Genomic DNA, 23155 nt, shown 5'->3' with positions numbered 1-23155 from the left:
CGACTCACCCCTCGTCCGGACGCGGCTCGGAGAGCTGGGCGCGGATGCTGTCGAGCTCTGAGGCCGCCAGCTCCTCCGGCCCGCGGAGTCGCCAGTCCCATCCGTCCTGCGTCCAGGCGCAGGACGGGCGGAGGTCGTCGCTCTCCCACTCGGACTCCTCGTGTGGGCGCCGTTCGAGCAGCAGGAAGGCCTCGAAGTCGACCATGGCGCTGAACGACCCGTCGTCTCCGATCTCCCACACCTCGGGTCGCGCCTCGAGCCGGAGCTGCAGCGTCGGCAGCCGCAGCGCCGACTGGCGCGGTGTCTCACCCACGTATCAGAGACCTGATACGTGCGTAAGACACCGCGATCACGTCCGAGATGGTGCGTTGGGTGGCTGAGGCACCGCTACCCGGCCGGGTCGGGGCTGGACCGTCTACTTCAGGAGGCCCTCGTCGACGAGCCAGTCGCGGGCCACGATCGCGGGGTCCTCGCCGTCGGTGTCGACCTTGGCGTTGAGCTCCAGCATGACCTCGTTGGTGAGCCTGGGGTTGAGCTGGGCGAAGATCTCCTTCAGCTCGGGGTGCTCCGCCAGGACGTCCGACGCGATGACCTCGGTCAGGTTGTAGAGCGGGAAGAACTGCTGGTCGTCCTCGAGGACCGTCAGGTCCAGACCGGGGATGCGGCCGTCGGTCGTGAAGACCTCGCCGAAGTTGCACGAGCCGTCGGCCGTGGCGGTGTAGACGACGCCGGTGTCGAGCGTCGTGACCTTGCCGATCGCGTCCTTGCTGAGACCGTACGCCTCGAGCATCGGGACGAATCCGTCGTTGCGGGCCGCGAACTCGCTCTCGACGCAGAACGTCAGCTCGTCCTTGGGCAGCTTCTTCAGGTCGGACAGCTTCGCGACGCCGAGCCTCTTGGCGGCATCGGCGCGGATCGCGAACGCGTAGGTGTTGTTCATCGGGGCGGGCTCGAGCCACGTCAGGCCGTTCGAGCGGTCGGCGTCGTCGACGGCCTTCCACTGCTCCTTCTCGCCCTTGACCGGCTTGTCGTTGCCGAGGTAGTTGATCCAGCCCGTGCCGGTGTACTCGGGCGAGACGTTCGCCGTCCCTCCCGTGAGGGCGGCCCGTGCGCCGAAGCTGCCGGGGATGTTCGTCAGGTTCGTGACGTCGGCGCCGGCCGCGTTGAGGATGATCGAGAGCATGTTGCCGAGGATCAGCTGCTCGGTGAAGTCCTTGGCCGCGACCGTCAGGCTCACGCCCTCGAGCGAGTCGTAGTGCCTGATCTCGCCCGGCTCGGCGTCGAGCACGGCCCCGCTGGCGGACCTGAGACCGCAGCCGGACGTCATGGCGAGGCCGATGACGGCGACGGCGGCGAGCACGACCTTGCTGGTGCGACGTGTGGTCACGTCAGACCCCCTTCGGTGCGGCGACGAGCTCGACGAGACGAGCCAGCCAGTCGATGAACAGGGCAAGGGACGCCACGAGGATCGCGCCGACCACGAGCGTCACGTCCTGCTGCAGCTTGATGCCGGTCGTGATGAGCGTGCCGAGACCACCCGCGCCGGTGAACGAGGCGAGCGTCGCGGTGCCGACGATCAGCACCAGCGCCGTCCGGACGCCCGCGACGATGACGCGCAGCGCCAGCGGCAGCTCGACCCGCACCAGCGTCGAGAAGGCCGACATGCCCATCCCCCGGGCCGCCTCGACGAGTCGTGCGTCCACGCTGTTGAGCCCCGTGACGGTGTTGGCGACGATCGGCAGCACGCCGTACACGGTCAGGGCGATCGCGGCGCCCCAGAACCCGATCCCGAGGAGCACGGCCCCGAGCGCGATCAGCCCGATCGCGGGCGCCGCCTGGCCGAAGCCCGCGACGGTCGTCACGGGCTTGGCGAAACGGCGCAGGCGCCCACGGGTCAGCAGGATGCCGAGCGGGATCGCGACGAGACACGTCAGCACCGTCGCGGTCAGGCTGAGGGCCATGTGCTGGCGCAGCAGGGTCAGCAGCGCCGAGACGCTGAGCGACCGGCGCTCGGTGTCGGACACCGACGCGGTGTTGACGTAGACCAGCGACGCGACGACCGCCGCGACGCACAGGGTCGGCTGCAGGAACCAGCGCGCACGGCCCGGACGGTCGACGCTGACGGTCGAGGACGTGTCGACCGGTCCGTCGACACCGCGCTCGGCGACGCCGGCCGTCACGCGACCGGCTCCGCGTCCTCGGCCTGCTCGTCGCCCCGCAGGTCGCTCATCGCGTCCATGATCGTCTCGACCCGCACGACGCCCTGGTAGGCATTGCGCCGGCCCGTGACGACCACGACGCCGTGCGACGCGGTCAGCATCTCGTCGAGCGCGTCGTTGAGCGTCGACGCCAGGCTGACGGACTCGAGGTCGTGGTCGCGGCGGACGTCGCGCAGCGACCCCGGGCGCTCGAGCTCGCGCAACGACAGCCACCGCTGGGGACGGTCCTGTGCGTCCAGCACGATGACGTGCTCGCGGCCGATCGCGCGGGCGTCGGCGATCGCGGCCTTCTCGTCGCCGCCGACGTGCGCCACGGCCGCCTCGTGCAGCTCGACGTCGCGGACGCGCGTGAGCGTCAGCTGCTTGAGCGCCGCGCCGTGCCCGACGAAGCCGCGCACGAAGTCGTCGGCCGGGTGGCTGAGGATGCGCTCGGGGGTGTCGTACTGGACGATCTCGGAGCCGACCTGCAGGATCGCGATGCGGTCGCCGAGCTTGACCGCCTCGTCGAAGTCGTGCGTCACGAACACGATCGTCTTGTGCAGCTCCTCCTGCAGCCGCAGCAGCTCGTCCTGCAGGCGCTGCCGCGTGATGGGATCGACCGCGCCGAACGGCTCGTCCATCAGCAGGACGGGCGGGTCGGCGGCCAGGGCGCGGGCGACGCCGATGCGCTGCTGCTGGCCGCCCGACAGCTCGCGCGGGTAGCGGTCGCGGTACTGGCCGGGCTCGAGGTTCACGAGCTCGAGCAGCTCGTCGACGCGCGCGCTCGTGCGCTTCTTGTCCCACTTCAGCAGCTTCGGGACGAGGGAGATGTTCTCGGCGACCGTCATGTGCGGGAAGAGCCCGGCGCCCTGGATGACGTAGCCGATGTGGCGCCGCAGCTCGTCGGCGTTGCGGTCCGTCACGTCGTCGTCGCCGATGAAGATGCGCCCGCTGGTGGGCTCGATGAGCCGGTTGATCATCTTCATCGTCGTGGTCTTGCCGCACCCGGACGGGCCGACCAGCATGACGATCTCACCGGCCGGGATCTCCAGCGTCACGTCGTCCACGGCCGCCTTCTCCTGGCCCGGGTACCGCTTCGTGACGCCGTCGAGCAGGATGCGTGCCCCTCCGGCGCGCGCCGGCTCGGTGACGGAGGTGGTCGAGGTGGGTTCAGACACGGATGCCCCTAGGAGTCGTGAGCCGGGTGAAGACGTTCAGCACGACGTCGAGGATCACCGCGAGGACCAGGATCCCCACGGTGCCGGCGACGATCGAGTTGGTCGCGTTGGCGCCTCCCGTGCGGGAGATGCCGGAGAAGATGTAGCCGCCGAGGCCGGGACCGAGCGCGTACGCCGCGATCGCGGCGATGCCCATCAGCATCTGGCCGGAGACCCGCACGCCGGTCATGATGACGGGCCAGGCCAGCGGCAGCTCGAGCCGCACGAGCCGGGTCATGCGACCCATGCCCATGCCCTGCGCCGACTCGACGAGCGTCTGGTCGACGCCGTTGAGCCCCACGATGACGTTGCGCAGGATCGGCATGAAGCCGAAGAACACGAGCGTCACGACCGACGGCAGGACGCCGATGCTGACGACGCCGACGAGGACGCCGAGCAGCGCGTACGACGGGATCGTGAGGCCGATCGCGGTGATCGAGTTGCCGAGCGCGACGCCCCAGCCGGACCGGTACAGCGCGACGCCCACGACCAGCGCGAGCACCGTCGAGAGCACCAGCGTCTGCACGACCAGGCTCATGTGCTGGTACGCGAGGAACGACAGCACCGACCACCGGTCCTGCACGAAATCGAAGAAGCTACCCACTGATCGGCCCCCTTGGCGTCCTGACGACCGTAGTGAGCCGGGGCGTGACCTGCTACCCGAAATGGCGTCCCGGAGCCGCTCCGTCACGTCGCGCAGACGCCGCGGACCTCGACAGATCGGCTCAACCACGCGGCGGGAGCGAGATCGTCGCCCCTGCGCGACATTCGCGAAAGAATGTCGCTGACGACGGCCGCGACGGCGCCGTCAGGCCCGCGAGCGACGCCAGTAGTGCGGCAGGATGTACTTCACGAAGACCGGCAGGCACTCGATGATGTAGCGCCGGAACAGCCGGGTGGGCTCCTGCACGAGACGGTAGAGCCACTCGACCTTGGCGGCCCTCACCCAGCCCGGCGCCATCGTCGCGTTGCCCGTGACCATGTTGACGGCGCCGCCGACGTTGACCACGACGCCGCGGAAGCCGGCCCGGCGGACCTCTTCGCCGATCATGTCGCCGAACGGCGGGGTGACGGCCACGATGAGGAGGTCGACGCCGTACTTCTCGAGCTTCTTGGCCAGGCGCTTGGGCTTCCAGTCACCGCGGTTGCCGTGGTCGCGGAACACCACGTGCAGGCCCGAGCCGTGCAGCTGACCGCGGAAGTCGTAGCCCGCGTCGCGGTCGGCGCCCAGGATCGCGGCCTTGGTGCCCTGGAACTGGCGACCGGCCAGCATGCGCTCGAGGAACTCCGAGCCCGTCACCCGCGCCGGGTCGATGCCACGCGAGCGCATCAGCGAGACGATGGGCCATCCGTCGGCGGTGATGAAGTCGGCCTTGTCGATCGTCCGCGCGAAGTCGTCGGACCGCGAGGCGAGGGCCAGGTGGTGCAGGTTCACGGTCTGGATGCGCTTCGACCCCTGCTGCAGGACGACGGCGTCGAAGTCGTCGTCGTTCAGGAGGCACTTCTCCGCCATCCGGTCGATCAAGTCCTCGGTGATCACCGCGCACCCGCTCTCTGCCCAGGAGGCCTCGGGGCCTCACGGGTCAAGAGCGGGTCGCGGCGTCTTCATGACGCGGTGTGACCGATCGGTCAGGGAGCCGTCAGGACGTCAGCGACGGCTTGAGCTCGACGATGCGGCTCAGCAGCCCGTTGACGAACGACGGGGACTCGTCGGTCGACAGGTCGGCGGCCAGCCCGACCGCCTCGCTCACGGCGACGGCGTCGGGGACGTCGTCGACGTACAGGATCTCGAACGCCCCGATGCGCAGCAGGTTGCGGTCGACCGCGGGCATCCGCTCCAGCGTCCAGTCGTTGGCGTTCTCGGCGATGATCTCGTCGAGCCGGTCACGGTGCGCCACGACGCCCTCGATCAGCAGCACCGCGTACTCGTTGACGGGGTAGTCGCCCTCGGCCTGCCGGTCGGCGAGCGTGCCGCCGGGCGGCAGGCTCTGGGCCTCGGACTCGAAGAGGATGTCGAGCGCGCGCTTGCGTGACTTGGTGCGGGCTGACATCAGGACGACACGCGACCGAGGTAGCTGCCGTCGCGGGTGTCGACCTTGATCTTCTCGCCGTTGACGATGAAGAGCGGGACCTGGATCTCCTTGCCGGTCTCGAGACGGGCCGGCTTCGTGCCGCCGCTCGAGCGGTCGCCCTGCAGGCCCGGCTCGGTGTACTCGACGAGCAGCTCGACCGAGGCCGGCAGCTCGATGTAGAGCGGGACGCCCTCGTGCAGCGCGAGCATCGCGTCCTGGTTGTCGAGCATGTAGTCCTTGGCGTCGCCGACGACGGACTCCGAGACGTTGAGCTGGTCGTACGTGACCTTGTCCATGAACACGAACGAGTCGCCGTCGTGGTACAGGTACGTGAAGTCGCGCTTGTCGACGTTGGCGGTCTCGATCTTGAGGCCCGCGTTGAACGTCTTGTCGACGGTCTTGCCGCTCATGACGTTCTTGAGCGTGGTCTTGACCATCGCGCCGCCCTTGCCGGGCTTGTGGTGCTGGAACCAGACGACGGACCAGAGCTGCCCGTCGAGGTCGAGGACCATGCCGTTCTTGATGTCGTTCGTGGTGGCCATCAGCCGATCTCCAGGAGGTCTTTGGTCATCGTGGTGAGCACCTCGGGGGCACCCGCGGTCACGAGGACGGTGTCTTCGATCCGCACTCCCCCACGGCCCGGCACGTAGATGCCCGGCTCCATCGTGAGGACGGTGCGACGAGTCAGTTTACCTGCGTGCGAGCCCGCGATGAACGGGTCCTCGTGGATCTGCAGTCCGACGCCGTGTCCGAGCCCCGTCGTGAAGGCCTCGAGCCACCCCGACGCCTCGAGCGAACCGCGTGCCGCGGCGTCGGAGGCGGCGACGTCGGCGCCGTCGCGCAGCAGGTCGAGACCGGCCTGCTGCGACGCGCGGACCGCCGCGTGCACCTCGCGCTGCCAGTCGTCGGCGCGACCCAGGACGACGGTGCGGGTGCAGTCGGCGTGGTAGCCGTCGACGCGCGCGCCGAAGTCGATCTTGAGCAGGTCGCCGGTCGCCAGGACACGATCGGTCGGGTGGTGGTGCGGGACGGCGGTGTGGTCGCCCGCGGCCAGGATCGTCTCGAAGGCGATCGCCTCGGCGCCGAGGTCGAGCATGCGGTTCTCGAGGTCGCGGGCGACCTCGCGCTCGCTGCGCCCGACCAGCGGCCCGGCCAGCAGCTGCTCGAGGGCGTCGGTCGAGATCGCGCAGGCGCGTCGCAGCGCGTCGATCTCGTCGGCGTCCTTGACCTCGCGCAGGGACTCGACCACGCGATCGGCGCCGGTCAGCCGGTCGTCGCCGGTCGCGGCCACGAGCTGCCGGTGCGCGTCGACGCTCAGGGTGTGGCTCTCGATGCCCCAGGTGCCGGACGTCATCCGGGTGGCGGCCGTGCCGAGGAGGTCGCGGCCGATCCGGTGCGCGACGTCGGGCAGCTCCGCGGCGGCCTGGTCGCGGTAGCGGCCGTCGGTCAGGAACAGCGGGTTGCCGTGCACCGGCACGACCAGCGCACCGTTCGACCCCGTAAACCCCGTGAGGTAGCGGACGTTGACCAGCGTCGTGACGAGCAGGCCGTCGAGCCCCTTCGCGGCGAGCGCCTCGGTGAGGGCGGCGCGGCGCGCGGCGGCCGTCACGCCGACACGGCCCGGTAGGCGTCGAGCAGCAGCGACTCGTCCGGGCCGGCGAGGATGACGGGCTGCGCGAGCGACTCGAGCACGACGAACCGCAGCTGGTCGCCGCGGGTCTTCTTGTCGAGCCGCATCGTGGTGGCCAGCGCCTCCCAGATGCCGGGACGGCGGTAGCGCGTCGGCAGACCCACCTGCGCCAGCACCGAGCGGTGACGGTCGAGCAGGTCGCGGTCGATCATGCCGGTGCGGTGCGCGAGCTCGGCGACGTAGACCATGCCGACCGAGATCGCCTCGCCGTGCCGCACGCGGTAGTGCTCGAAGCGCTCGATCGCGTGCCCGAACGTGTGGCCGTAGTTCAGCGCCTCGCGACCGATCGAGCCGTCCTCGCCCGTCTCGCGCAGGTCGCCGGCGACCGTCCGGGCCTTGACCGAGATGCCCTTCGTGATGAGCTCGGCCACGATCGACGACGTCGGGTCGGCGATCGCACCGGGGGCCGCCTCGACGAGGTCGAGGATCGACGGATCGGCGATGAAGCCGCACTTGACGACCTCGGCCATTCCGCTGCGCAGCTCGCGCGCCGGCAGGCCCTCGAGGACGTCGAGGTCGCACAGCACCCCGACCGGCTCGTGGAACGCACCGACCAGGTTCTTGCCCTCGGCGGTGTTGATGCCGGTCTTGCCGCCGACCGCGGCGTCGACCATGCCGAGCACCGTCGTGGGCACGTTGACGAAGCGCACGCCACGCAGCCAGCTCGCCGCGACGAAGCCCGCCAGGTCGGTCGTCGCGCCCCCGCCGAGGCCCACGATGACGTCCGAGCGGGTGAAGCCGGCCTCGCCCAGCACCTTCCAGCAGAACGCCAGCACGTCGGTCGTCTTGGCCTGCTCGCTGTCGGGCACCTCGATCAGGTGCACCTCGAGGTGGTCGGAGACCAGCGGCTCGCGCAGGCGGGCGGCGTGCGCCGCCATGGTCGGCGCGTGGATGATCGCGACGCGCATGACCCCCAGGCCGAAGCCGACGAGGCCGCGCAGCTGCTCGTGCACGCCGTTGCCGATCACGACGTCGTACGGTCGCGCGGTCGGGACGGTCAGGCGGGTGGTCATGCATCCTCCCGGATGAGCTGGAGCGCCCGGTCGGTCACCGCGGAGGCGTCGAGCGAGTCGGTCAGGACGGTGAAGCGGGCGACCTCGTCGTACAGGGGGCGCCGACGGTCCATCAGCGCCTTCATCTGCGAGCGGACGTTGCCGAGCAGCAGCGGTCGGTGGCCGTTCAGGCCGACGCGCGAGACGGCGGCGGTCAGCCCGACGTCGAGGAACAGCACGCGGTGCTGCCGCAGCAGGGCTCGGGTGGCGTCGCTCAGGACGGCTCCCCCGCCGAGCGCCAGCACGCCGTCGTGCTCGGCGAGGGCGGTCGCGACGGCCTGCTCCTCGAGGGCACGGAAGTGCTCCTCGCCGTGGTCGACGAAGATGTCCTGCACCGACGTGCCGGCCGCCGCGGCGATGTCGTGGTCGGTGTCGCGGAACCCGACGCCGAGGCGCGCGGCGAGATCCTGCGCCACGGTCGACTTGCCGGCGCCCGGGGGCCCGACCAGGACGACGACGGGTCCCGTGCGGGACGTCGTCAACGCAGCCTCAGGTTCGCGAGGTAGCTCTCGACGTTGCGGCTGGTCTCCTCGACCGAGTCGCCACCGAACTTCTCGACCAGGCTGTCGGCGACGACGAGCGCGACCATCGCCTCGGCGACGATGCCGGCGGCGGGGACGGCGCAGACGTCGGAGCGCTGGTGGTGCGCCCGCGCCTCCTCGCCGGTCTGGACGTCGATCGTCCGCAGCGCGCGCGGCACCGTGGCGATGGGCTTCATGGCGGCCCGCACGCGCAGGATCTCGCCGGTCGTCATGCCGCCCTCGGTGCCGCCCGCGCGGCCGGAGGCACGCCGGATGCCGTCGTCGGTCGGCACGATCTCGTCGTGGGCGAGCGAGCCGCGGGTGCGGGCCAGCTCGAAGCCGTCGCCGATCTCGACGCCCTTGATGGCCTGGATGCCCATCAGCGCCTGGGCGAGACGGCCGTCGAGCCGGCGGTCCCAGTGCGTGTAGGAGCCGAGTCCCGGCGGGAGCCCCTCCACGACGACCTCGACGACGCCGCCGAGCGTGTCGCCCTCCTTGTGGGCCAGGTCGACCTCCTCGACCATCGCGGCGCTCGTGGCCGCGTCGAAGCAGCGGACGGGATCGGCGTCGAGTGCCTCGACGTCGGCGTGCGACGGGATCGCACCCGCGGGTGCGCGGACCGTGCCGAGCTCGACGACGTGCGACACGATCGTCGCGCCGGTGACCTGGCGGATGAACTGGGCGGCGATCTCGCCCAGGGCCACGCGGGCCGCGGTCTCGCGGGCACTGGCGCGCTCGAGCACGGGGCGGGCCTCCTCGAAGCCGTACTTCTGCATGCCCGCCAGGTCGGCATGGCCGGGGCGCGGACGCGTGAGGGGCGCGTTGCGCTTGAGCCCGTCGAGCACCTCGGCGTCGACGGGGTCGGCCGACATGACCTGCTCCCACTTGGGCCACTCGCTGTTGCCGATGCGCAGCGCGATGGGACTGCCCATCGTGGAGCCGTGGCGCAGGCCGCCCACGATCTCGAGCTCGTCGGCCTCGAACGCCATGCGCGCGCCGCGGCCGTAGCCGAGCCGGCGGCGCGCGAGCGCCGCCTGGATCTCGGTGCTGGTCACCTGCACACCGGCCGGCAGCCCTTCGAGGACGGCTACGAGAGCGGGGCCATGGGACTCACCAGCGGTCAACCAACGAAGCATGCGGAGATTCTCCCATGCCTGCTCCCGGGTTCGGCTCAGCGGTAGAACGCCGGACCGAACGCCGCGCCGACGACGGCTCCGACAACCATGTACGGCCCGAACGCGAAGCCCTTCGCGTCGACGATCCTCAGCCGCGAGAGCACGACGCCGAACACGGCGCCGAGGACGAATCCGCCGTACATCCCGACGAACACCTCGCTCGCGCCGAGGGCGCCGAGGGCGAGCCCCAGCACGCCCGACAGCCGCACGTCGCCGTACCCGAACGCCCCGCCGAAGTAGCGGTGCCCGAACCAGTGGAACAGCCGGAACACGCCGTAGACGACGACGTTGGCGACCACGGCGTGCACCAGGACGTCGACGTCGCGCAGCAGCAGCGCTCCGAGCGCCACGAGCGCGAGCGTCACGACGTACAGCGGCGCGACGATCGCGTACGGCAGGAGGCGGGTGTGCCAGTCGACGAACGCCAGCCACGCGCCCACGCCCGTCAGCACGATCCACACCGGCACGAGCTCGGGGGTGTCGATGCGCCAGGCCACGAGCGCCGCCATCGCGGCGGCCGCCACCGCCAGACCGGGCCGCACGAGACGCAGCTCGGCGAGGACGGCGTACGGCAGCTTGTCGTCGTCGGGGACGGGCGGCTCGGGGATGCGCCGCAGCACCTCGGGACCGGCCGCCGCGACGACGGCGGCCCCGACGGCCGCCAGCACGATCACGAGGTCCACGCGCCGACCCTAGCGGGACGCGAGCGCCTCGAGGGCCGCTTCGCGCAGCAGCTGTGCAGACACGTCCGAGCCCGTCATGAGCTCGACCTGCAGCGCCGCCTGGTGGGCCAGCAGGTCCAGACCCGACACGACCGGGACGCCCGCCTCGTCGGCCGCCGCTCCCAGCGCCGTCGGCCACGGGTCGTAGACGACGTCGAACACCGCGTGGGACGACTCGACGAGCTCGTGCGCGCGCGATCCGATCGCCTCGCCCGGCACGGTCGACACGAGCAGGTCGACCCGCTCGATCATCGGCTCGTCGAGCAGCCGCACGGCGACGCCGATGCCACGGCCCCGCACCACCGCCTCGGCCTCGGCGGCCCGCGATGCGTCGCGCACGACGAACTCGACCGTCTCGACGCCCATGCGCGCCAGCGTCAGGGCCATCGACGCCGCGGTCGCGCCGCCGCCCAGGACGCGGGCGGTCACGGGACGGGAGACGCCGCGCTCCACCAGCGCCGCCTCCGCGCCGGGCACGTCGGTGTTGTGCGCCGACAGCACGCCGTCCTCGACGACGAGCGTGTTGGCCACCCCGAGGGTCTCGACGTCGCCGCTGCGCTGGTGCGCGACCGCGGCCGCCTCGCGCTTGAGCGGCGCCGTGACCGACAGCCCCCGCACGTCGTCGCCCAGGGCGCCCACGAACTCCGCCAGGCCGCCCGCCGGCACCTCGACCGGCTCGTACGTCCAGTCGAGGCCCAGGTGGGCGTACGCCGCGCGGTGCATCGCGGGCGACAGCGAGTGGGCGATCGGCGACCCGAGGACCGCGCAGATCATCGGGCGGCCCCGGTCGTCGACGGGGTCATCCGCAGACGCCCTCGGGTGCCGTCTTGCAGTACTCCTGCAGCTGCGCGACGGCCCGGTTGTGCTCGGCGAACGTGTCGGAGAAGACCGTCTTGCCGGTCTCGAGGTTGACGGCCACGAAGAACAGCCAGCTGCCCTGCGCGGGGTTGAGCGCCGCCTCGATGGTCTTCTCGCCGGGCGAGCCGATCGGCCCCGGGGGCAGGCCCGGGTTCTGGTACGTGTTGTAGGCCGACTCCGCGTCGCGCTCCTCGGGCGTCGTGAAGACGTCGCCCTTGCGGCCGCTGACGTACGAGACCGTCGAGTCGAGCTGCAGCGGCATGCCGGCGTCGAGGCGGTTGTAGAGCACCCGCGCGACCTTCGCGTAGTCCTCGTCGTTGTTGGCCTCGTACTCGAGGATGCTCGCGACGGTCAGGATCTGCTCGCCGGTGTAGCCCAGCGCCTTGGCACGGGTGCCGATGTCGAGATCGGTCGCGACGGAGACGGTCTTGGCCGCCATCTGCTTGAGCAGCGCGACGGCCGTCGTGCCGGGCGGGACCTCGTACGTCGCCGGGAACAGGTAGCCCTCGGGGTTGCCGTCGGCGACGGCGGGCAGGTCGAGCTCCGTGGGGTCGTCGAGGACGGCCTGCAGGTCGGCCTTCGAGATCTCGGTGTTGGCCGCGATGATGTCGACCACCTGGTCGAGCCGCGCCCCCTCGGGGATCGTGACCTTGCCCTCGACCCGGTTGGCCTTGTCGACCAGCGCGCCCAGCGCGGCGTCGGACGACATCTGCTTGCGCAGCGAGAAGTAGCCCGCCTGGACGGCCATGAAGCGGTTGTCGCTGAGGCTCAGCTGGTAGAACGCCTCGGCGCTCTTGACCACGCCCTCCTCCTTCAGGATGTTGGCGATCTGCTGACCGCCGGCTCCGTCGGGGATCTGCACCGTCACCGAGCCCGTGCCCTGGCCCGTGTAGTCCTCGGCGCTCGAGAAGAAGCGGTCCTTGACCTTGCCGCCGACCACGACGACCGCGCCGACCAGCACCACCACGACCAGAAGGGCGACGATGCGACGCCCCCACGGCTTGCGGGGAGGGGTGTCGGCGCGCCGGCGTCCGGGCCCGGTGGGTTCGATCGGCTCGTCGGGTCCCCCGGTGACGAGGTCGAGTCCGCTGTCGCTCATGCTCAAGTCCTCAATGCTTCGCCGGGGGCTGACCCGCGGGTTCGTTCGGAATCCAGTGCCGTCTGCAGGATCACGGTAGCGGCTGCCTGGTCGATGATGCTGCGCTTGCCCCGCCCGGAGCGTCCGCTGTGCCGCAGCATCGCGTCGGCCGAGACGGTCGACATCCGCTCGTCGAACAGCCGGATCGGCACCGGCGCGATCGCCGTCGCGAGCTCGGCGCAGAACGCCCGCACCTTGGTCGCGGCCGGTCCCTCGCGCCCCGACAGCCCCATCGGCAGGCCGACGACGCACTCGAGCACCTCGTGCTCGCGGACGATCTCGGCGAGCCGCGGGATCGCCCGCGGACCCGCCGCGACGGTCTCGACCGGCGTCGCGAGGATCCCGTCGGGATCGCTCACGGCGACGCCGATGCGGGCGTCGCCCACGTCGACGCCGAGCCGTCGTCCGCGCCTCACGCGTCCAGCGCGGCCTCGACCGCCGCCAGCGCCGCGGGGATGCCGGCGACGTCGGTGCCGCCGCCCTGCGCGACGTCGGCCTTGCCGCCGCCGCGACCGCCGATCTGCTCGCCGACGACCTTGATCAGGTCGTTGGCCGACAGCCCGCGGGCCTGCGCGGCCTCGTTGAGCGCCACGACCGCCGCGGGCTTGTCGCCGGCGTCGCCGATCACGACCACGACGGCCGGGCGGTCGGCGAGGCGCTTGCGGATGTCGAGCGCGATCGTGCGCACGTCTCCCCCGCCGGCACCCGCCGCGTGGTGGCCGACGTACGCCACCCCGCCGACGTCCTTGGCGCTGCTCGCGACGTCGCCGGCCGCGCCCAGCAGCTGGGCGGCCTTGATCTTCTCGGCGGCCTTCTCGGCGGCCTTGAGCCGCTCCATCAGGTCGCCGACGCGGGCCGGCACGTCCTCGGGCTGCGTCTTCAGCAGATCGGTCAGCTGGCGGACGACGTCCCGCTCCTTGGCGAGGTACTGGAAGCCCTCGATGCCGACGAGCGCCTCGACGCGGCGGTTGCCCGCGCCGACGGAGCCGTCCGACGTGATGACGACGGTGCCGATCTGCGACGACCGGTCGACGTGCGTGCCACCGCACAGCTCGCGCGACCACGGTCCGCCGATCTCGACGACGCGAACGTCCTCGCCGTAGGTCTCGCCGAACAGCGCCAGCGCGCCCCACTCGCGGGCCTCGGGCAGCGACATCGTCTGCGCCGTGACGGGCAGGTCGGCGCGCAGGGCACGGTTCGAGGCCTCCTCGACGCCGTGCAGCTGCTCGGGCGACAGGCCGCCGCTCCAGCCGTAGTCGAGCCGCAGGTAGCCGGGACGGTTGTACGAGCCGGCCTGCAGCGCCGTGGGCCCGAGCACCTCGCGCAGCGCGGCGTGCACGACGTGCGTGCCCGAGTGCGCCTGGCGCGCTCCCAGTCGCCACTCGGGGTCGACGGCCGCCTCGAGGGTCGCGTCCAGCGTCAGCTCGCCCTCCAGCACGCGCACCTGGTGCACGACGAGCCCGCGCACGGGCCGCTGCACGTCCAGCACCTCGGCGCTGCCGCCGTCCCACCGCAGGTGACCGGCATCGGCGTTCTGGCCGCCCGACTCGGCGTAGAAGGGCGTGCGGTCGAGGACGACCTCGCCGATCGCGCCGGCCGGGATCGCGGGCACCGGCGCGCCGCCCGCGATCAGCGCCTGCACCCGCGACTCGGTCGTCAGCGTGGAGTACGCCAGCCAGTCGGTCGGGCCGTTGGCGTCGAGGGTCGAGCGGTAAACGGTCGTGTCGGCGTGGTTGCCCTTCTTGGACTTCGCATCGGCCTTGGCGCGCGAGCGCTGCTCGGCCATCAGCGAGCGGAAGCCGTCCTCGTCGACGCTGAGGCCCTGCTCGGCGGCCATCTCGAGCGTGATGTCGATCGGGAAGCCGTACGTGTCGTGCAGCGTGAACGCCTGCTGGCCGGACAGCGACGTGCCACCGGAGTCCTTGACCTTCACGGCGGCGCTCTCGAAGATCTGCGTGCCCTTGCCGAGCGTCTGCCGGAACGCGTCCTCCTCGGCGTAGGCGATCTGCTCGATCCGCGGGAAGTCGGCCTCGAGCTCGGGGTACGAGGTCTTCATGCGCTCGAGGCTGACGGGCAGCAGCAGCGGCAGGGCGGGGTCGTCGAAGCCCAGCAGGCGCATCGAGCGGACCGCGCGGCGCAGCAGGCGGCGCAGGACGTACCCGCGGGCCTCGTTGCCGGGCGTGACGCCGTCGCCCATCAGCATCAGGCCGCTGCGGACGTGGTCGGCGACGACGCGGAAGCGGACGTCGTCGTCGTGGTCCTTGCCGTAGACGCGTCCCGAGACCTCCGAGGCCTTCTCGATCACCGGGAAGACCTCGTCGATCTCGTAGAGGTTGCCCTTGCCCTGCAGCAGGTAGGCGACGCGCTCGAGGCCCATGCCGGTGTCGATGTTCTTGTTCGGCAGCTCGCCGACGACCTCGAACCGGTCCTTGGCCCGCACGTCGGTGATCTCCTCCTGCATGAACACGAGGTTCCAGATCTCGAGGAAGCGGTCCTCGTCGACGACCGGCCCGCCGTCGGGGCCGAACTCGGGGCCGCGGTCGACGTAGATCTCGCTGCACGGTCCACCGGGGCCGGGCACGCCCATGTGCCAGTAGTTGTCGAGCAGGCCACGGTCCTGGATGCGCTCGTCGGGCAGGCCCGCGACGCGCTTCCAGATCTCGCGCGACTCCTGGTCGGTGTGCAGCACCGTGACCCAGATCGTGTCGGGGTCGATGCCGAGGCCGCCGTCGTCGACGGACCCCGTGATGAGGCGCCACGCGTGCGTGATGGCGCCCTCCTTGAAGTAGTCGCCGAACGAGAAGTTGCCGTTCATCTGGAAGAACGTGCCGTGCCGGGTCGTCTTGCCGACCTCCTCGATGTCGAGGGTGCGGACGCACTTCTGCACGCTCGTCGCGGTCTGCCACGGCGGGGTCTCCTGGCCGAGGAAGTACGGCTTGAACGGCACCATGCCGGCGTTGACGAACAGCAGGTTGGGGTCGTCGAACAGCAGCGGCGCCGAGGGCACGACGGTGTGTCCTGCCTGCTCGAAGTGCTCGAGGAAGCGGCGGCGGATCTCCGCGGTGTGCATCAGGTGGCCCTCAGATCTGGTGGTGTGGAGTCGGGTCAGGCGGACGGGGTGGGTGGGGTGTCGCGGGGTGCCTCGTCGAGGACGGGCGGATCGGCCGCGGTCGGCGGCAGCTCGGAGAGGCGGTGCGCGATCTGCTGCTCGCGGACGCGCATTCCCTCGCGCACCTCCGCGCTGAGCTCACGCCAGCCGGTGCCGAGCGCTGCGGCCTGGTCGACGACGCCCGGGGCCGAGAGGCGGTAGGCCGCGCGGCGGGCCTTGACCGAGGTGTAGACCCCCGCTGCCGTGCCGGCCACGAACCAGACGAGACGCGAGCTCACGAGCCCAGCCACGGGTCGGACGGGGCGGCCGGGGGCGCGGGCTGCGCGGCTCGCACCGCACGGCGTCCGGCCTGCTGGCGCTCGCGGCGCCGGCGGCGGAACTCGCGGCGCATCAGCGCCGAGATGCGGTCGCGGCTCTCGGGGCGCAGGGCGTGGGCGAGCCCGTGGGCGACGATCGACAGGCGCACGCCGGGTCGTCCGAGGGCGGCCTGGACGACCTGGTGCTGCGTCGGCGGCACGACGAGACGTCCCTGCACGATCCGCGGCTCGAGACCGACCGGCGCGACCGTCGCGACGTCCTCGTGCACGACCACGGCACGCGGGCGCGTCGTGTCGGGCTGCTGCGCGGGCGCGGCGGGCGCGTCGACAGCGGGGGTGGCGACGGCGGCCCGGGACATCTGCCGCACGGCGCGGACCGCGACGACGGCAGCACCGATCGCGACCACGGCCAGCACCGCGGTCGCCACGAGGATCCACACCTCCGCCGACATGACCTCGACCCTATCGCGGGGACGGCTGCCGGACCTGCGTGGCCGGGGGCGTCAGCGGTCGCGCAGGATCTTGCGGATCATCGCGAGGCGCTCGCCCAGGCGGGCCTCGAAGCCGTGGTCGGTGGGCTCGTAGTACGTCGCGCCGTCGACGTCGTCGGGGGCGTACTGCTGCTCGACGACGCCCCGCGGGTCGTGGTGCGGGTAGCGGTAGTCGTGACCGTGCCCGAGCTTCTTGGCGCCCGCGTAGTGCGCGTCGCGCAGCGCCGGCGGCACGGCACCGACCTTGCCGGCACGGACGTCGGCCAGCGCGGCGTCGATCGCGGTGATGACGGCATTGGACTTCGGCGCCGCGGCGAGGTGGATGACGGCCTGCGCCAGCGGGATGCGCGCCTCGGGGAAGCCGATCATCGCGACGGCCTGCGCCGTCGCGGTCGCCAGCGGCAGCGCGGTCGGATCGGCCATGCCGATGTCCTCGCTGGCGTGGATCATGAGGCGGCGGGCGATGAAACGCGGGTCCTCCCCCGCCTCGATCATCCGCGCCAGGTAGTGCAGGGCGGCGTCGACGTCCGAGCCGCGGATCGACTTGATGAACGCGCTGATGACGTCGTAGTGCTGGTCGCCCTGCCGGTCGTAGCGGACCGCCGCCTTGTCGACCGCGAGCGCCGCGTCCTCGACGTCGATCTCGGCCTTGCCCTGGCTCGTCGCGGCACCCGCGGCGGCCTCGAGGTACGTCAGCACGCGGCGGCCGTCGCCCCCGGCGAGCCGGACGAGGTGCGAGCGCGCCTCGTCGGTCAGCGTCACGGCGCCCGCGAGACCCCGCTCGTCGGTGAGGGCGCGGTCGACCAGGACGCCGATGTCATCGTCGGTCAGGCTCTCGAGGGTCAGCAGGAGGCTGCGGCTCAGCAGCGGCGAGATGACGCTGAAGTGCGGGTTCTCGGTCGTGGCCGCGACGAGCGAGACCCAGCGGTTCTCGACGCCCGGCAGCAGGGCGTCCTGCTGCGACTTGCTGAAGCGGTGCACCTCGTCGACGAACAGGACCGTCTCGGTGCCGCTCTGCGCGAGGGCGCGCCGGGCGCCGGCGATCGTCTCGCGCACCTCCTTGACGCCGGCCGAGACGGCCGAGACCTCGACGAAGCGGCGGTCGGTGTGCGCGCTCAGCAGGCTCGCGATCGTCGTCTTGCCGGTGCCGGGCGGGCCCCACAGCAGGATCGTCAGCGGCTGGTTGCCGTCGATCATCTGCCGCAGGGGCGAGCCGGGCGCGAGCAGGTGCTGCTGGCCCACGAGCTCGTCGAGCGTGCGCGGCCGCATGCGCACCGCGAGAGGCGCCGACGAGTGCGTGTTGCCGCTCAGCGTCCCCGAGCCCGATCCCATCGCGACAGGCGTGTCGGGGATGTCGAACAACCCGTCGGAGCTCATGCCCCGACCCTATCTCCGCCCCGCCCGCCGCCGCGGTTCACCACGGTCCCGTGGTGACTCGCGTCCGGACGGTGCTCAGCCGGCCTGGCTGATTCCGCCGTCAGGCGACTCGCCCGACGCGACCTTCTCGGCCTTGGGCTGGGCGTCGACGCCCGCGTCGCGGCGCTGCTCGGGAGTGATGGGCGCCGGCGCGGCGGTCAGCGGGTCGTAGCCGCCACCGGACTTCGGGAACGCGATGACCTCGCGGATCGAGTCGGCACCGGCCAGCATCGCGCAGATGCGGTCCATGCCGACCGCGATGCCGCCGTGCGGCGGCGCGCCGAACGTGAAGGCGTCGAGCAGGAAGCCGAACTTCTCCTGCGCCTCCTCCTCGCCGATGCCCATCAAAGCGAAGACCCGCTTCTGGACGTCCTCGCGGTGGATACGGATCGACCCGCCGCCGAGCTCGCTGCCGTTGCAGACGATGTCGTACGCCCACGCCAGCGCGTTGCCGGGATCGGCGTCGAAGCCGTCGACGTCCTGCGGGGACGTGAAGGCGTGGTGCACCGCGGTCCAGGCACCCGCGCCGACCGCGACGTCACCGGACGCGACGGCGTCGCCGGACGGCTCGAGCAGCGGTGCGTCGACGACCCAGACGAACTCCCACGCGTCGCGGTCGATCAGGTCGCAGCGCTCGCCGATCTCGAGGCGCGCCGCACCCAGCAGGCCGCGCGTCGACTTGGTGGCGCCGGCACCGAAGAAGATGCAGTCGCCCGGCTTTGCGCCGACGTGCGCCGCGAGGCCGTCGCGCTCGGCGTCGGTGAGGTTCTTGGCGACCGGTCCCCCGAGCTCGCCGTCCTCGCTGATCGTGACGTACGCCAGACCGCGGGCGCCGCGCTGCTTGGCCCACTCCTGCCACGCGTCGAACTGGCGACGCGGCTGCGACGCGCCACCGGGCATCACGACGGCGCCGACGTACTCGGCCTGGAACACGCGGAACGACGTGTCCTTGAAGTAGTCGGTGCACTCGACGAGCTCCTGGCCCATGCGCAGGTCGGGCTTGTCGGAGCCGAAGCGCCGCATCGCCTCGGCGTACGTCATGTGCGGGATCGGGGTCGGGATGTCGTAGCCGATCAGCGACCACATCCGCTTCAGGATGTCCTCCATCAGCGCCAGGACGTCGGCCTGCTCGACGAAGCTCATCTCGATGTCGAGCTGGGTGAACTCGGGCTGGCGGTCGGCACGGAAGTCCTCGTCGCGGTAGCAGCGCGCGATCTGGTAGTACCGCTCCATGCCGCCGACCATCAGCAGCTGCTTGAACAGCTGGGGGCTCTGCGGCAGCGCGTACCAGCTGCCGGGACGCAGACGCGCCGGCACCAGGAAGTCGCGCGCGCCCTCGGGCGTCGAGCGGGTCAGCGTGGGGGTCTCGATCTCGACGAAGTCGCGGTGCTCGAGCACCGCGCGGGCGGCGGCGTTGACCTTGCTGCGCAGACGGATCGCCGCGGCCGGGCCGGAGCGGCGCAGGTCGAGGTAGCGGTACTTGAGGCGCGCCTCCTCGCCGACCGAGCCGGCGCCCGACGACGCGGTGTCGTCGATCGGGAACGGCAGCGGCGCCGACGCGCTGAGGATCTCGACGTCCTCGGCGATGACCTCGATGTCGCCGGTGGGGATGCCGGCGTTCTCGTTGCCGGCCGGGCGCTGCTGCACCGTGCCGACGATCTTCAGGCAGTACTCGGCCCGCAGCTGGTGCGCCACCTCCTCGCGGACGACGACCTGCACGACGCCCGACGCCTCGCGGACGTCGATGAACGCGACACCGCCGTGATCGCGCCGACGGGCGACCCATCCGGCGAGCGTCACCTGCTGGCCGATGTGTTCGGTGCGCAGGCTTCCGGCGTCATGGGTGCGGATCACGAGAGTTGCTCCTTGGAGAGGATCGTCGGGGTGAGGTCGGTGGTGGGAGGCGTCCACGTGTCGGGGCTGGCCTCGACCTGGTCGCCGGAGCGGATGTCCTTGACTGCGGTCGGCGGGAACCAGACGTACGGTATGCCACGCTTCTCGGCGTACTGGATCTGCTTGCCGAAGCGATCGGCCTTGGCGGCGACCTCGGTCGGGATGCCGCGGGCGCGCAGCTGCTGGGCGATCGCGGTGCTGTCGGCCCGCGTGTCCTCGTCGTCGACCGCGACCAGCACGGCTGACGGGACCGACCGCGACGCCGACAGGGCCAGCGGCACGAGCAGGCGCGAGACGCCCAGCGAGATGCCGACGCCCGGGTAGGTCGTTCGGCGGTCCTGGGCCAGACGGTCGTAGCGTCCGCCCGAGCAGATCGAGCCGAGGTGCTCCCACCCCTGCAGGCGCGTCTCGAAGACCGTGCCCGTGTAGTAGTCGAGGCCGCGGGCGATGCGCAGGTCGGCGGTCACGACGACGCCCTCGACGCCCGAGGCTCCCTCGACGACCTGGGCCAGCTCCGACAGGCCCTCGGCGAGCATCTCGTGCTCGACGCCGAGCGCCTCGACGCGCTGGACGAACGAGGTGTCGGTCGTGACGATCTCGGCCAGGGCGAGCACGCGGTCGGCCTGCGAGCCGTCGAGACCCTGCTCGACCAGCAGCTCGCGGATGCGCTCGGCCGGCACCTTGTCGAGCTTGTCGACGACCTGCATGACGGCCGTCGGGTCGTCGACGCCGAGGCCGAGGTAGAAGCCCTCGAGGATCTTGCGGTTGCTGATCTGCAGCGTCGCGGTGGGGATCGGCAGGCCCGCGAGCGCCTCGGCCATGACGCGTGCGACCTCGACGTCGAAGTGGAACGGCAGGACGTCGCGGCCGACGATGTCGATGTCGGCCTGCGTGAACTCGCGGAAGCGTCCCTGCTGCGGCCGCTCGCCCCGCCACACCTTCTGGATCTGCCAGCGACGGAACGGGAACTCGAGCCGGCCCGCGTTCTCGAGCACGTAGCGCGCGAACGGCACCGTCAGGTCGTAGTGCAGCGCCAGCTCGGCGGGCTCGCCCTCGGCGGCGGCCAGCCGCTTGACGGCGTAGACCTCCTTGTCGATCTCGCCCTTGCGCAGCAGGACGTCCATCGGCTCGACGGCGCGCGTCTCGATGTTGGCGAAGCCGTGCAGCTCGAACGTGCGACGCAGGTGGTCGAGCACCTGCTGCTCGACGATCCGCTCGCGCGGCAGGAACTCGGGGAAGCCCGACAGCTTCTTGCTCATGCGCCGGCCTCGGCGAGGAAGGGGTTGGTGGCGCGCTCGCGGCCGATCGACGTCTGCCCGCCGTGGCCCGGCAGCACGACGACGTCGTCGGCGAGCGGCAGGACGCGGTCGCGCAGGCTCGCCTGCATCTGGTCGTGGGAGCCACCGGTCAGGTCGGTGCGGCCGATCGAGCCGGCGAACAGGAAGTCGCCGGAGAACATGACCTGCGAGACGTCCTCGGGGCCGTCGTAGTCGACGCGGTAGAACACCGTGCCGGGGGTGTGGCCCGGCACGTGGTCGACCGTGAACGTCAGCCCGTCCACCTCGATCTCGGCGCCGTCGACGGCGTCGCGGACGTCGGCGGGCTCGGTGAAGTCGGGCAGGTCGTGCATGCCGAGCTGCGAGCGCAGCATCGCCGCCGACTGGCCCGAGATCGCGGCCATCGGGTCGCTCAGCAGGTGACGGTCGGCGGGGTGGATCCAGACGGGGCAGTCGTACTCGTCCGCGACGTCCTGCGCGTGCCACATGTGGTCGAAGTGACCGTGCGTCACGAGCACCGCGAGGGGCCGCAGGTTGTGCTCGGCGACGACCTGCCGGACGCCCTCGATCGCATCCATCCCGGGGTCGACGATCGCGCAGCCGGCGCCCGGTCCGCGCGACACGAAGTAGCAGTTCGCCTGCAGCGGACCGGCCGGGAAAGACGTGAGAAGCACGTGCGACAGGGTACGCGAGACGGGCGGGCGCGCTCCACGCAGTCGTCGCCCTAGACTGTGCCCCATGAGTTCTGCGCCCACGAACCCCTGGGGTCGTGTCGACGACGACGGCAACGTCTACGTCAAGACCACCGACGGCGAACGACTGATCGGCCAGTGGCCCGGGGGCGACCCCGCCGAGGCGATGTCGTTGTACGTCCGACGCTTCGAGGGTCTCGAGACCGAGGTGGGGCTGCTCGAGGCGCGCCTCAAGGGCGGAACGGTCTCGCCCGACGACGCCGCCAAGGCCGTCACCAAGGTGCGCGGCCAGCTCGTCGACGCCCAGGCGATGGGCGACCTCGACTCGCTCGTCACGCGGCTCGACGCCCTCCAGCCCGCGATCGACGCTCAGCGCGAGCAGCGCAAGGCCGAGCGCGCCGCGAAGGTCGCCGAGGCGCAGACCGAGAAGTCGCGCATCGCCGACGACGCCGAGAGGATCGCGGCGGGCAGCGACTGGAAGAACGGCGCCGACAAGCTGCGCGCCCTGCTCGAGGAGTGGAAGGCGCTGCCGCGTCTCAGCAAGTCGGCCGACGACGAGCTGTGGCACCGCTTCAGCTCGGCCCGCACGACCTACACCCGACGCCGCAAGACCCACTTCGGCGAGCAGTCGACGCAGCGCGACGCCGCGAAGGTCGTCAAGGAGCGGCTCATCGTCGAGGCCGAGGCGCTCTCGTCGTCCACCGAGTGGGGCCCGACCGCCGGCCGGTACCGCGACCTGATGACGGAGTGGAAGAAGGCCGGCTCGGCCCCCCGCAACGTCGAGGACAAGCTCTGGAAGAAGTTCCGGGCGGCCCAGGACGCCTTCTTCGAGGCGCGCGACGCGGCCAACAGCCTGCTCGACGCCGAGTACGAGGTCAACGCCGAGAAGAAGCTCGAGATCCTGGCCGACGCCGAGAAGCTGCTGCCGATCACGAACGTCGACGCCGCCCGCAAGGCGTGGCTCGACATCGCCGACCGGTGGGAGGCCGCCGGCAAGGTGCCGCGGGCCCGCATCGGCGAGTTCGAGGGACGCATCCGCGCCGTCGAGCAGGCTGTCAAGGACGCCACCGACAGCGTCTGGAAGAAGACCGATCCCGAGAAGTCGGCCCGTGCCGACGACATGATCGGCAAGCTCCAGCGCGCGATCGACGAGGTGCAGGACAAGCTCACGGCCGCCGAGGCCAAGGGCGACGCCAAGAAGGTCAAGGACCTGCAGCAGGACCTCGACTCGAAGAAGGCCTTCCTCGAGATGGCGCAGAAGGCCCAGGCCGACTTCTCCTGACCCCTGACGAGGGGGTTGCCGCCCCTGACGAGGGG

The 23155-nt window shown here is 71.5% G+C and carries 24 protein-coding genes; 1 reads left to right on the top strand and 23 read right to left on the bottom strand.

Annotation, left to right across the window (positions count from 1 at the left end; all coding sequences use genetic code 11):
• Nucleotides 1-4 precede the first annotated feature (4 nt).
• The 23 genes from ASD10_RS10965 to ASD10_RS10855 form a co-directional block, all read right to left on the bottom strand.
• Nucleotides 5-313 carry a hypothetical protein gene (locus tag ASD10_RS10965; protein ID WP_056608187.1) on the bottom strand — a complete coding sequence of 103 codons (309 nt, stop codon included), beginning with the start codon at nt 311-313 and terminating at the stop codon, nt 5-7.
• 102 nt (nt 314-415) lie between these two features.
• Complete coding sequence (locus tag ASD10_RS10960) at nt 416-1387, bottom strand: glycine betaine ABC transporter substrate-binding protein (protein WP_200938224.1); 972 nt, start codon at nt 1385-1387, stop codon at nt 416-418.
• Nucleotide 1388: 1 nt separating this feature from the next.
• Nucleotides 1389-2180, bottom strand: coding sequence for an ABC transporter permease (locus tag ASD10_RS10955; protein WP_056608184.1), 792 nt, complete (start codon nt 2178-2180; stop codon nt 1389-1391).
• Nucleotides 2177-3376: an ABC transporter ATP-binding protein gene (locus ASD10_RS10950; protein WP_056608181.1), complete on the bottom strand. Its 1200-nt coding sequence runs from the start codon at nt 3374-3376 to the stop codon at nt 2177-2179. Before ASD10_RS10950 ends, ASD10_RS10955 begins: the two co-directional genes overlap by 4 nt.
• Nucleotides 3369-4019, bottom strand: coding sequence for an ABC transporter permease (locus tag ASD10_RS10945; protein WP_056608178.1), 651 nt, complete (start codon nt 4017-4019; stop codon nt 3369-3371). Before ASD10_RS10945 ends, ASD10_RS10950 begins: the two co-directional genes overlap by 8 nt.
• A 204-nt stretch (nt 4020-4223) precedes the next feature.
• Nucleotides 4224-4955: a WecB/TagA/CpsF family glycosyltransferase gene (locus ASD10_RS10940; protein WP_056608175.1), complete on the bottom strand. Its 732-nt coding sequence runs from the start codon at nt 4953-4955 to the stop codon at nt 4224-4226.
• Between the two features lie 100 nt (nt 4956-5055).
• Nucleotides 5056-5466 carry a transcription antitermination factor NusB gene (gene nusB / locus ASD10_RS10935; protein WP_056608173.1) on the bottom strand — a complete coding sequence of 137 codons (411 nt, stop codon included), beginning with the start codon at nt 5464-5466 and terminating at the stop codon, nt 5056-5058.
• Complete coding sequence (gene efp / locus ASD10_RS10930) at nt 5466-6032, bottom strand: elongation factor P (RefSeq protein ID WP_192166969.1); 567 nt, start codon at nt 6030-6032, stop codon at nt 5466-5468. Before efp ends, nusB begins: the two co-directional genes overlap by 1 nt.
• On the bottom strand, nt 6029-7096 hold the full coding sequence (locus ASD10_RS10925; protein ID WP_056608167.1) for a Xaa-Pro peptidase family protein: 1068 nt from the start codon (nt 7094-7096) through the stop codon (nt 6029-6031). The genes efp and ASD10_RS10925 overlap by 4 nt, the downstream gene beginning before the upstream one ends.
• Nucleotides 7093-8190 carry a 3-dehydroquinate synthase gene (aroB, locus tag ASD10_RS10920; RefSeq protein ID WP_056608164.1) on the bottom strand — a complete coding sequence of 366 codons (1098 nt, stop codon included), beginning with the start codon at nt 8188-8190 and terminating at the stop codon, nt 7093-7095. Before aroB ends, ASD10_RS10925 begins: the two co-directional genes overlap by 4 nt.
• The gene (locus tag ASD10_RS10915) at nt 8187-8711 is read right to left on the bottom strand and encodes a shikimate kinase (RefSeq protein ID WP_056608161.1); all 525 of its coding nucleotides are present in this window, start codon (nt 8709-8711) and stop codon (nt 8187-8189) included. The genes aroB and ASD10_RS10915 overlap by 4 nt, the downstream gene beginning before the upstream one ends.
• The gene (aroC, locus tag ASD10_RS10910; protein ID WP_056608157.1) at nt 8708-9886 is read right to left on the bottom strand and encodes a chorismate synthase; all 1179 of its coding nucleotides are present in this window, start codon (nt 9884-9886) and stop codon (nt 8708-8710) included. The genes ASD10_RS10915 and aroC overlap by 4 nt, the downstream gene beginning before the upstream one ends.
• Before the next feature lie 35 nt (nt 9887-9921).
• Nucleotides 9922-10608: a prepilin peptidase gene (locus ASD10_RS10905; protein WP_056608154.1), complete on the bottom strand. Its 687-nt coding sequence runs from the start codon at nt 10606-10608 to the stop codon at nt 9922-9924.
• Nucleotides 10609-10617: 9 nt separating this feature from the next.
• On the bottom strand, nt 10618-11421 hold the full coding sequence (locus tag ASD10_RS10900; RefSeq protein ID WP_056608151.1) for a shikimate dehydrogenase: 804 nt from the start codon (nt 11419-11421) through the stop codon (nt 10618-10620).
• A 25-nt stretch (nt 11422-11446) separates the two neighbouring features.
• Entirely contained in the window at nt 11447-12604 is a 1158-nt protein-coding gene (gene mltG, locus ASD10_RS10895; protein WP_056608148.1) for an endolytic transglycosylase MltG, read from the bottom strand.
• A gap of 2 nt (nt 12605-12606) precedes the next feature.
• On the bottom strand, nt 12607-13059 hold the full coding sequence (ruvX, locus tag ASD10_RS10890; protein WP_056608145.1) for a Holliday junction resolvase RuvX: 453 nt from the start codon (nt 13057-13059) through the stop codon (nt 12607-12609).
• Complete coding sequence (alaS, locus tag ASD10_RS10885) at nt 13056-15713, bottom strand: alanine--tRNA ligase (RefSeq protein WP_056608143.1); 2658 nt, start codon at nt 15711-15713, stop codon at nt 13056-13058. Before alaS ends, ruvX begins: the two co-directional genes overlap by 4 nt.
• 35 nt (nt 15714-15748) lie before the next feature.
• Nucleotides 15749-16030: a DUF6167 family protein gene (locus tag ASD10_RS10880; protein WP_056608141.1), complete on the bottom strand. Its 282-nt coding sequence runs from the start codon at nt 16028-16030 to the stop codon at nt 15749-15751.
• A complete protein-coding gene (locus ASD10_RS10875) occupies nt 16027-16521 on the bottom strand; it encodes a hypothetical protein (RefSeq protein WP_056608139.1) in 495 nt (164 codons plus the stop codon). Before ASD10_RS10875 ends, ASD10_RS10880 begins: the two co-directional genes overlap by 4 nt.
• A 51-nt stretch (nt 16522-16572) precedes the next feature.
• Complete coding sequence (locus ASD10_RS10870; protein WP_082556149.1) at nt 16573-17937, bottom strand: replication-associated recombination protein A; 1365 nt, start codon at nt 17935-17937, stop codon at nt 16573-16575.
• 75 nt (nt 17938-18012) lie between these two features.
• Nucleotides 18013-19830, bottom strand: coding sequence for an aspartate--tRNA ligase (gene aspS / locus ASD10_RS10865; protein ID WP_056608136.1), 1818 nt, complete (start codon nt 19828-19830; stop codon nt 18013-18015).
• The gene (gene hisS, locus ASD10_RS10860; protein ID WP_056608134.1) at nt 19827-21128 is read right to left on the bottom strand and encodes a histidine--tRNA ligase; all 1302 of its coding nucleotides are present in this window, start codon (nt 21126-21128) and stop codon (nt 19827-19829) included. The genes aspS and hisS overlap by 4 nt, the downstream gene beginning before the upstream one ends.
• A complete protein-coding gene (locus ASD10_RS10855) occupies nt 21125-21820 on the bottom strand; it encodes an MBL fold metallo-hydrolase (protein ID WP_056608131.1) in 696 nt (231 codons plus the stop codon). Before ASD10_RS10855 ends, hisS begins: the two co-directional genes overlap by 4 nt.
• Nucleotides 21821-21884: 64 nt before the next feature.
• On the opposite strand from ASD10_RS10855, the gene ASD10_RS10850 reads away from it, so the two are divergent.
• Entirely contained in the window at nt 21885-23120 is a 1236-nt protein-coding gene (locus ASD10_RS10850) for a DUF349 domain-containing protein (protein WP_056608129.1), read from the top strand.
• Nucleotides 23121-23155: the final 35 nt, after the last annotated feature.

The organism is Aeromicrobium sp. Root472D3 (assembly GCF_001426485.1).
GTDB lineage: Bacteria > Actinomycetota > Actinomycetes > Propionibacteriales > Nocardioidaceae > Aeromicrobium.
This window is presented reverse-complemented; position numbering and strand designations above follow the sequence as displayed.

Bases quoted from the DNA above. Each gene is read 5' to 3' on its own strand.
- hisS (WP_056608134.1), bottom strand. From the start codon at position 21,128: ATGAGCAAGAAGCTGTCGGGCTTCCCCGAGTTCCTGCCGCGCGAGCGG.
- ASD10_RS10850 (WP_056608129.1), top strand. From the start codon at position 21,885: ATGAGTTCTGCGCCCACGAACCCCTGGGGTCGTGTCGACGACGACGGC.
- mltG (WP_056608148.1), bottom strand. From the start codon at position 12,604: ATGAGCGACAGCGGACTCGACCTCGTCACCGGGGGACCCGACGAGCCG.
- aroC (WP_056608157.1), bottom strand. From the start codon at position 9,886: ATGCTTCGTTGGTTGACCGCTGGTGAGTCCCATGGCCCCGCTCTCGTA.
- alaS (WP_056608143.1), bottom strand. From the start codon at position 15,713: ATGCACACCGCGGAGATCCGCCGCCGCTTCCTCGAGCACTTCGAGCAG.
- nusB (WP_056608173.1), bottom strand. From the start codon at position 5,466: ATGTCAGCCCGCACCAAGTCACGCAAGCGCGCGCTCGACATCCTCTTC.
- ASD10_RS10870 (WP_082556149.1), bottom strand. From the start codon at position 17,937: ATGAGCTCCGACGGGTTGTTCGACATCCCCGACACGCCTGTCGCGATG.
- aroB (WP_056608164.1), bottom strand. From the start codon at position 8,190: ATGACCACCCGCCTGACCGTCCCGACCGCGCGACCGTACGACGTCGTG.
- ASD10_RS10875 (WP_056608139.1), bottom strand. From the start codon at position 16,521: ATGTCGGCGGAGGTGTGGATCCTCGTGGCGACCGCGGTGCTGGCCGTG.
- ASD10_RS10900 (WP_056608151.1), bottom strand. From the start codon at position 11,421: ATGATCTGCGCGGTCCTCGGGTCGCCGATCGCCCACTCGCTGTCGCCC.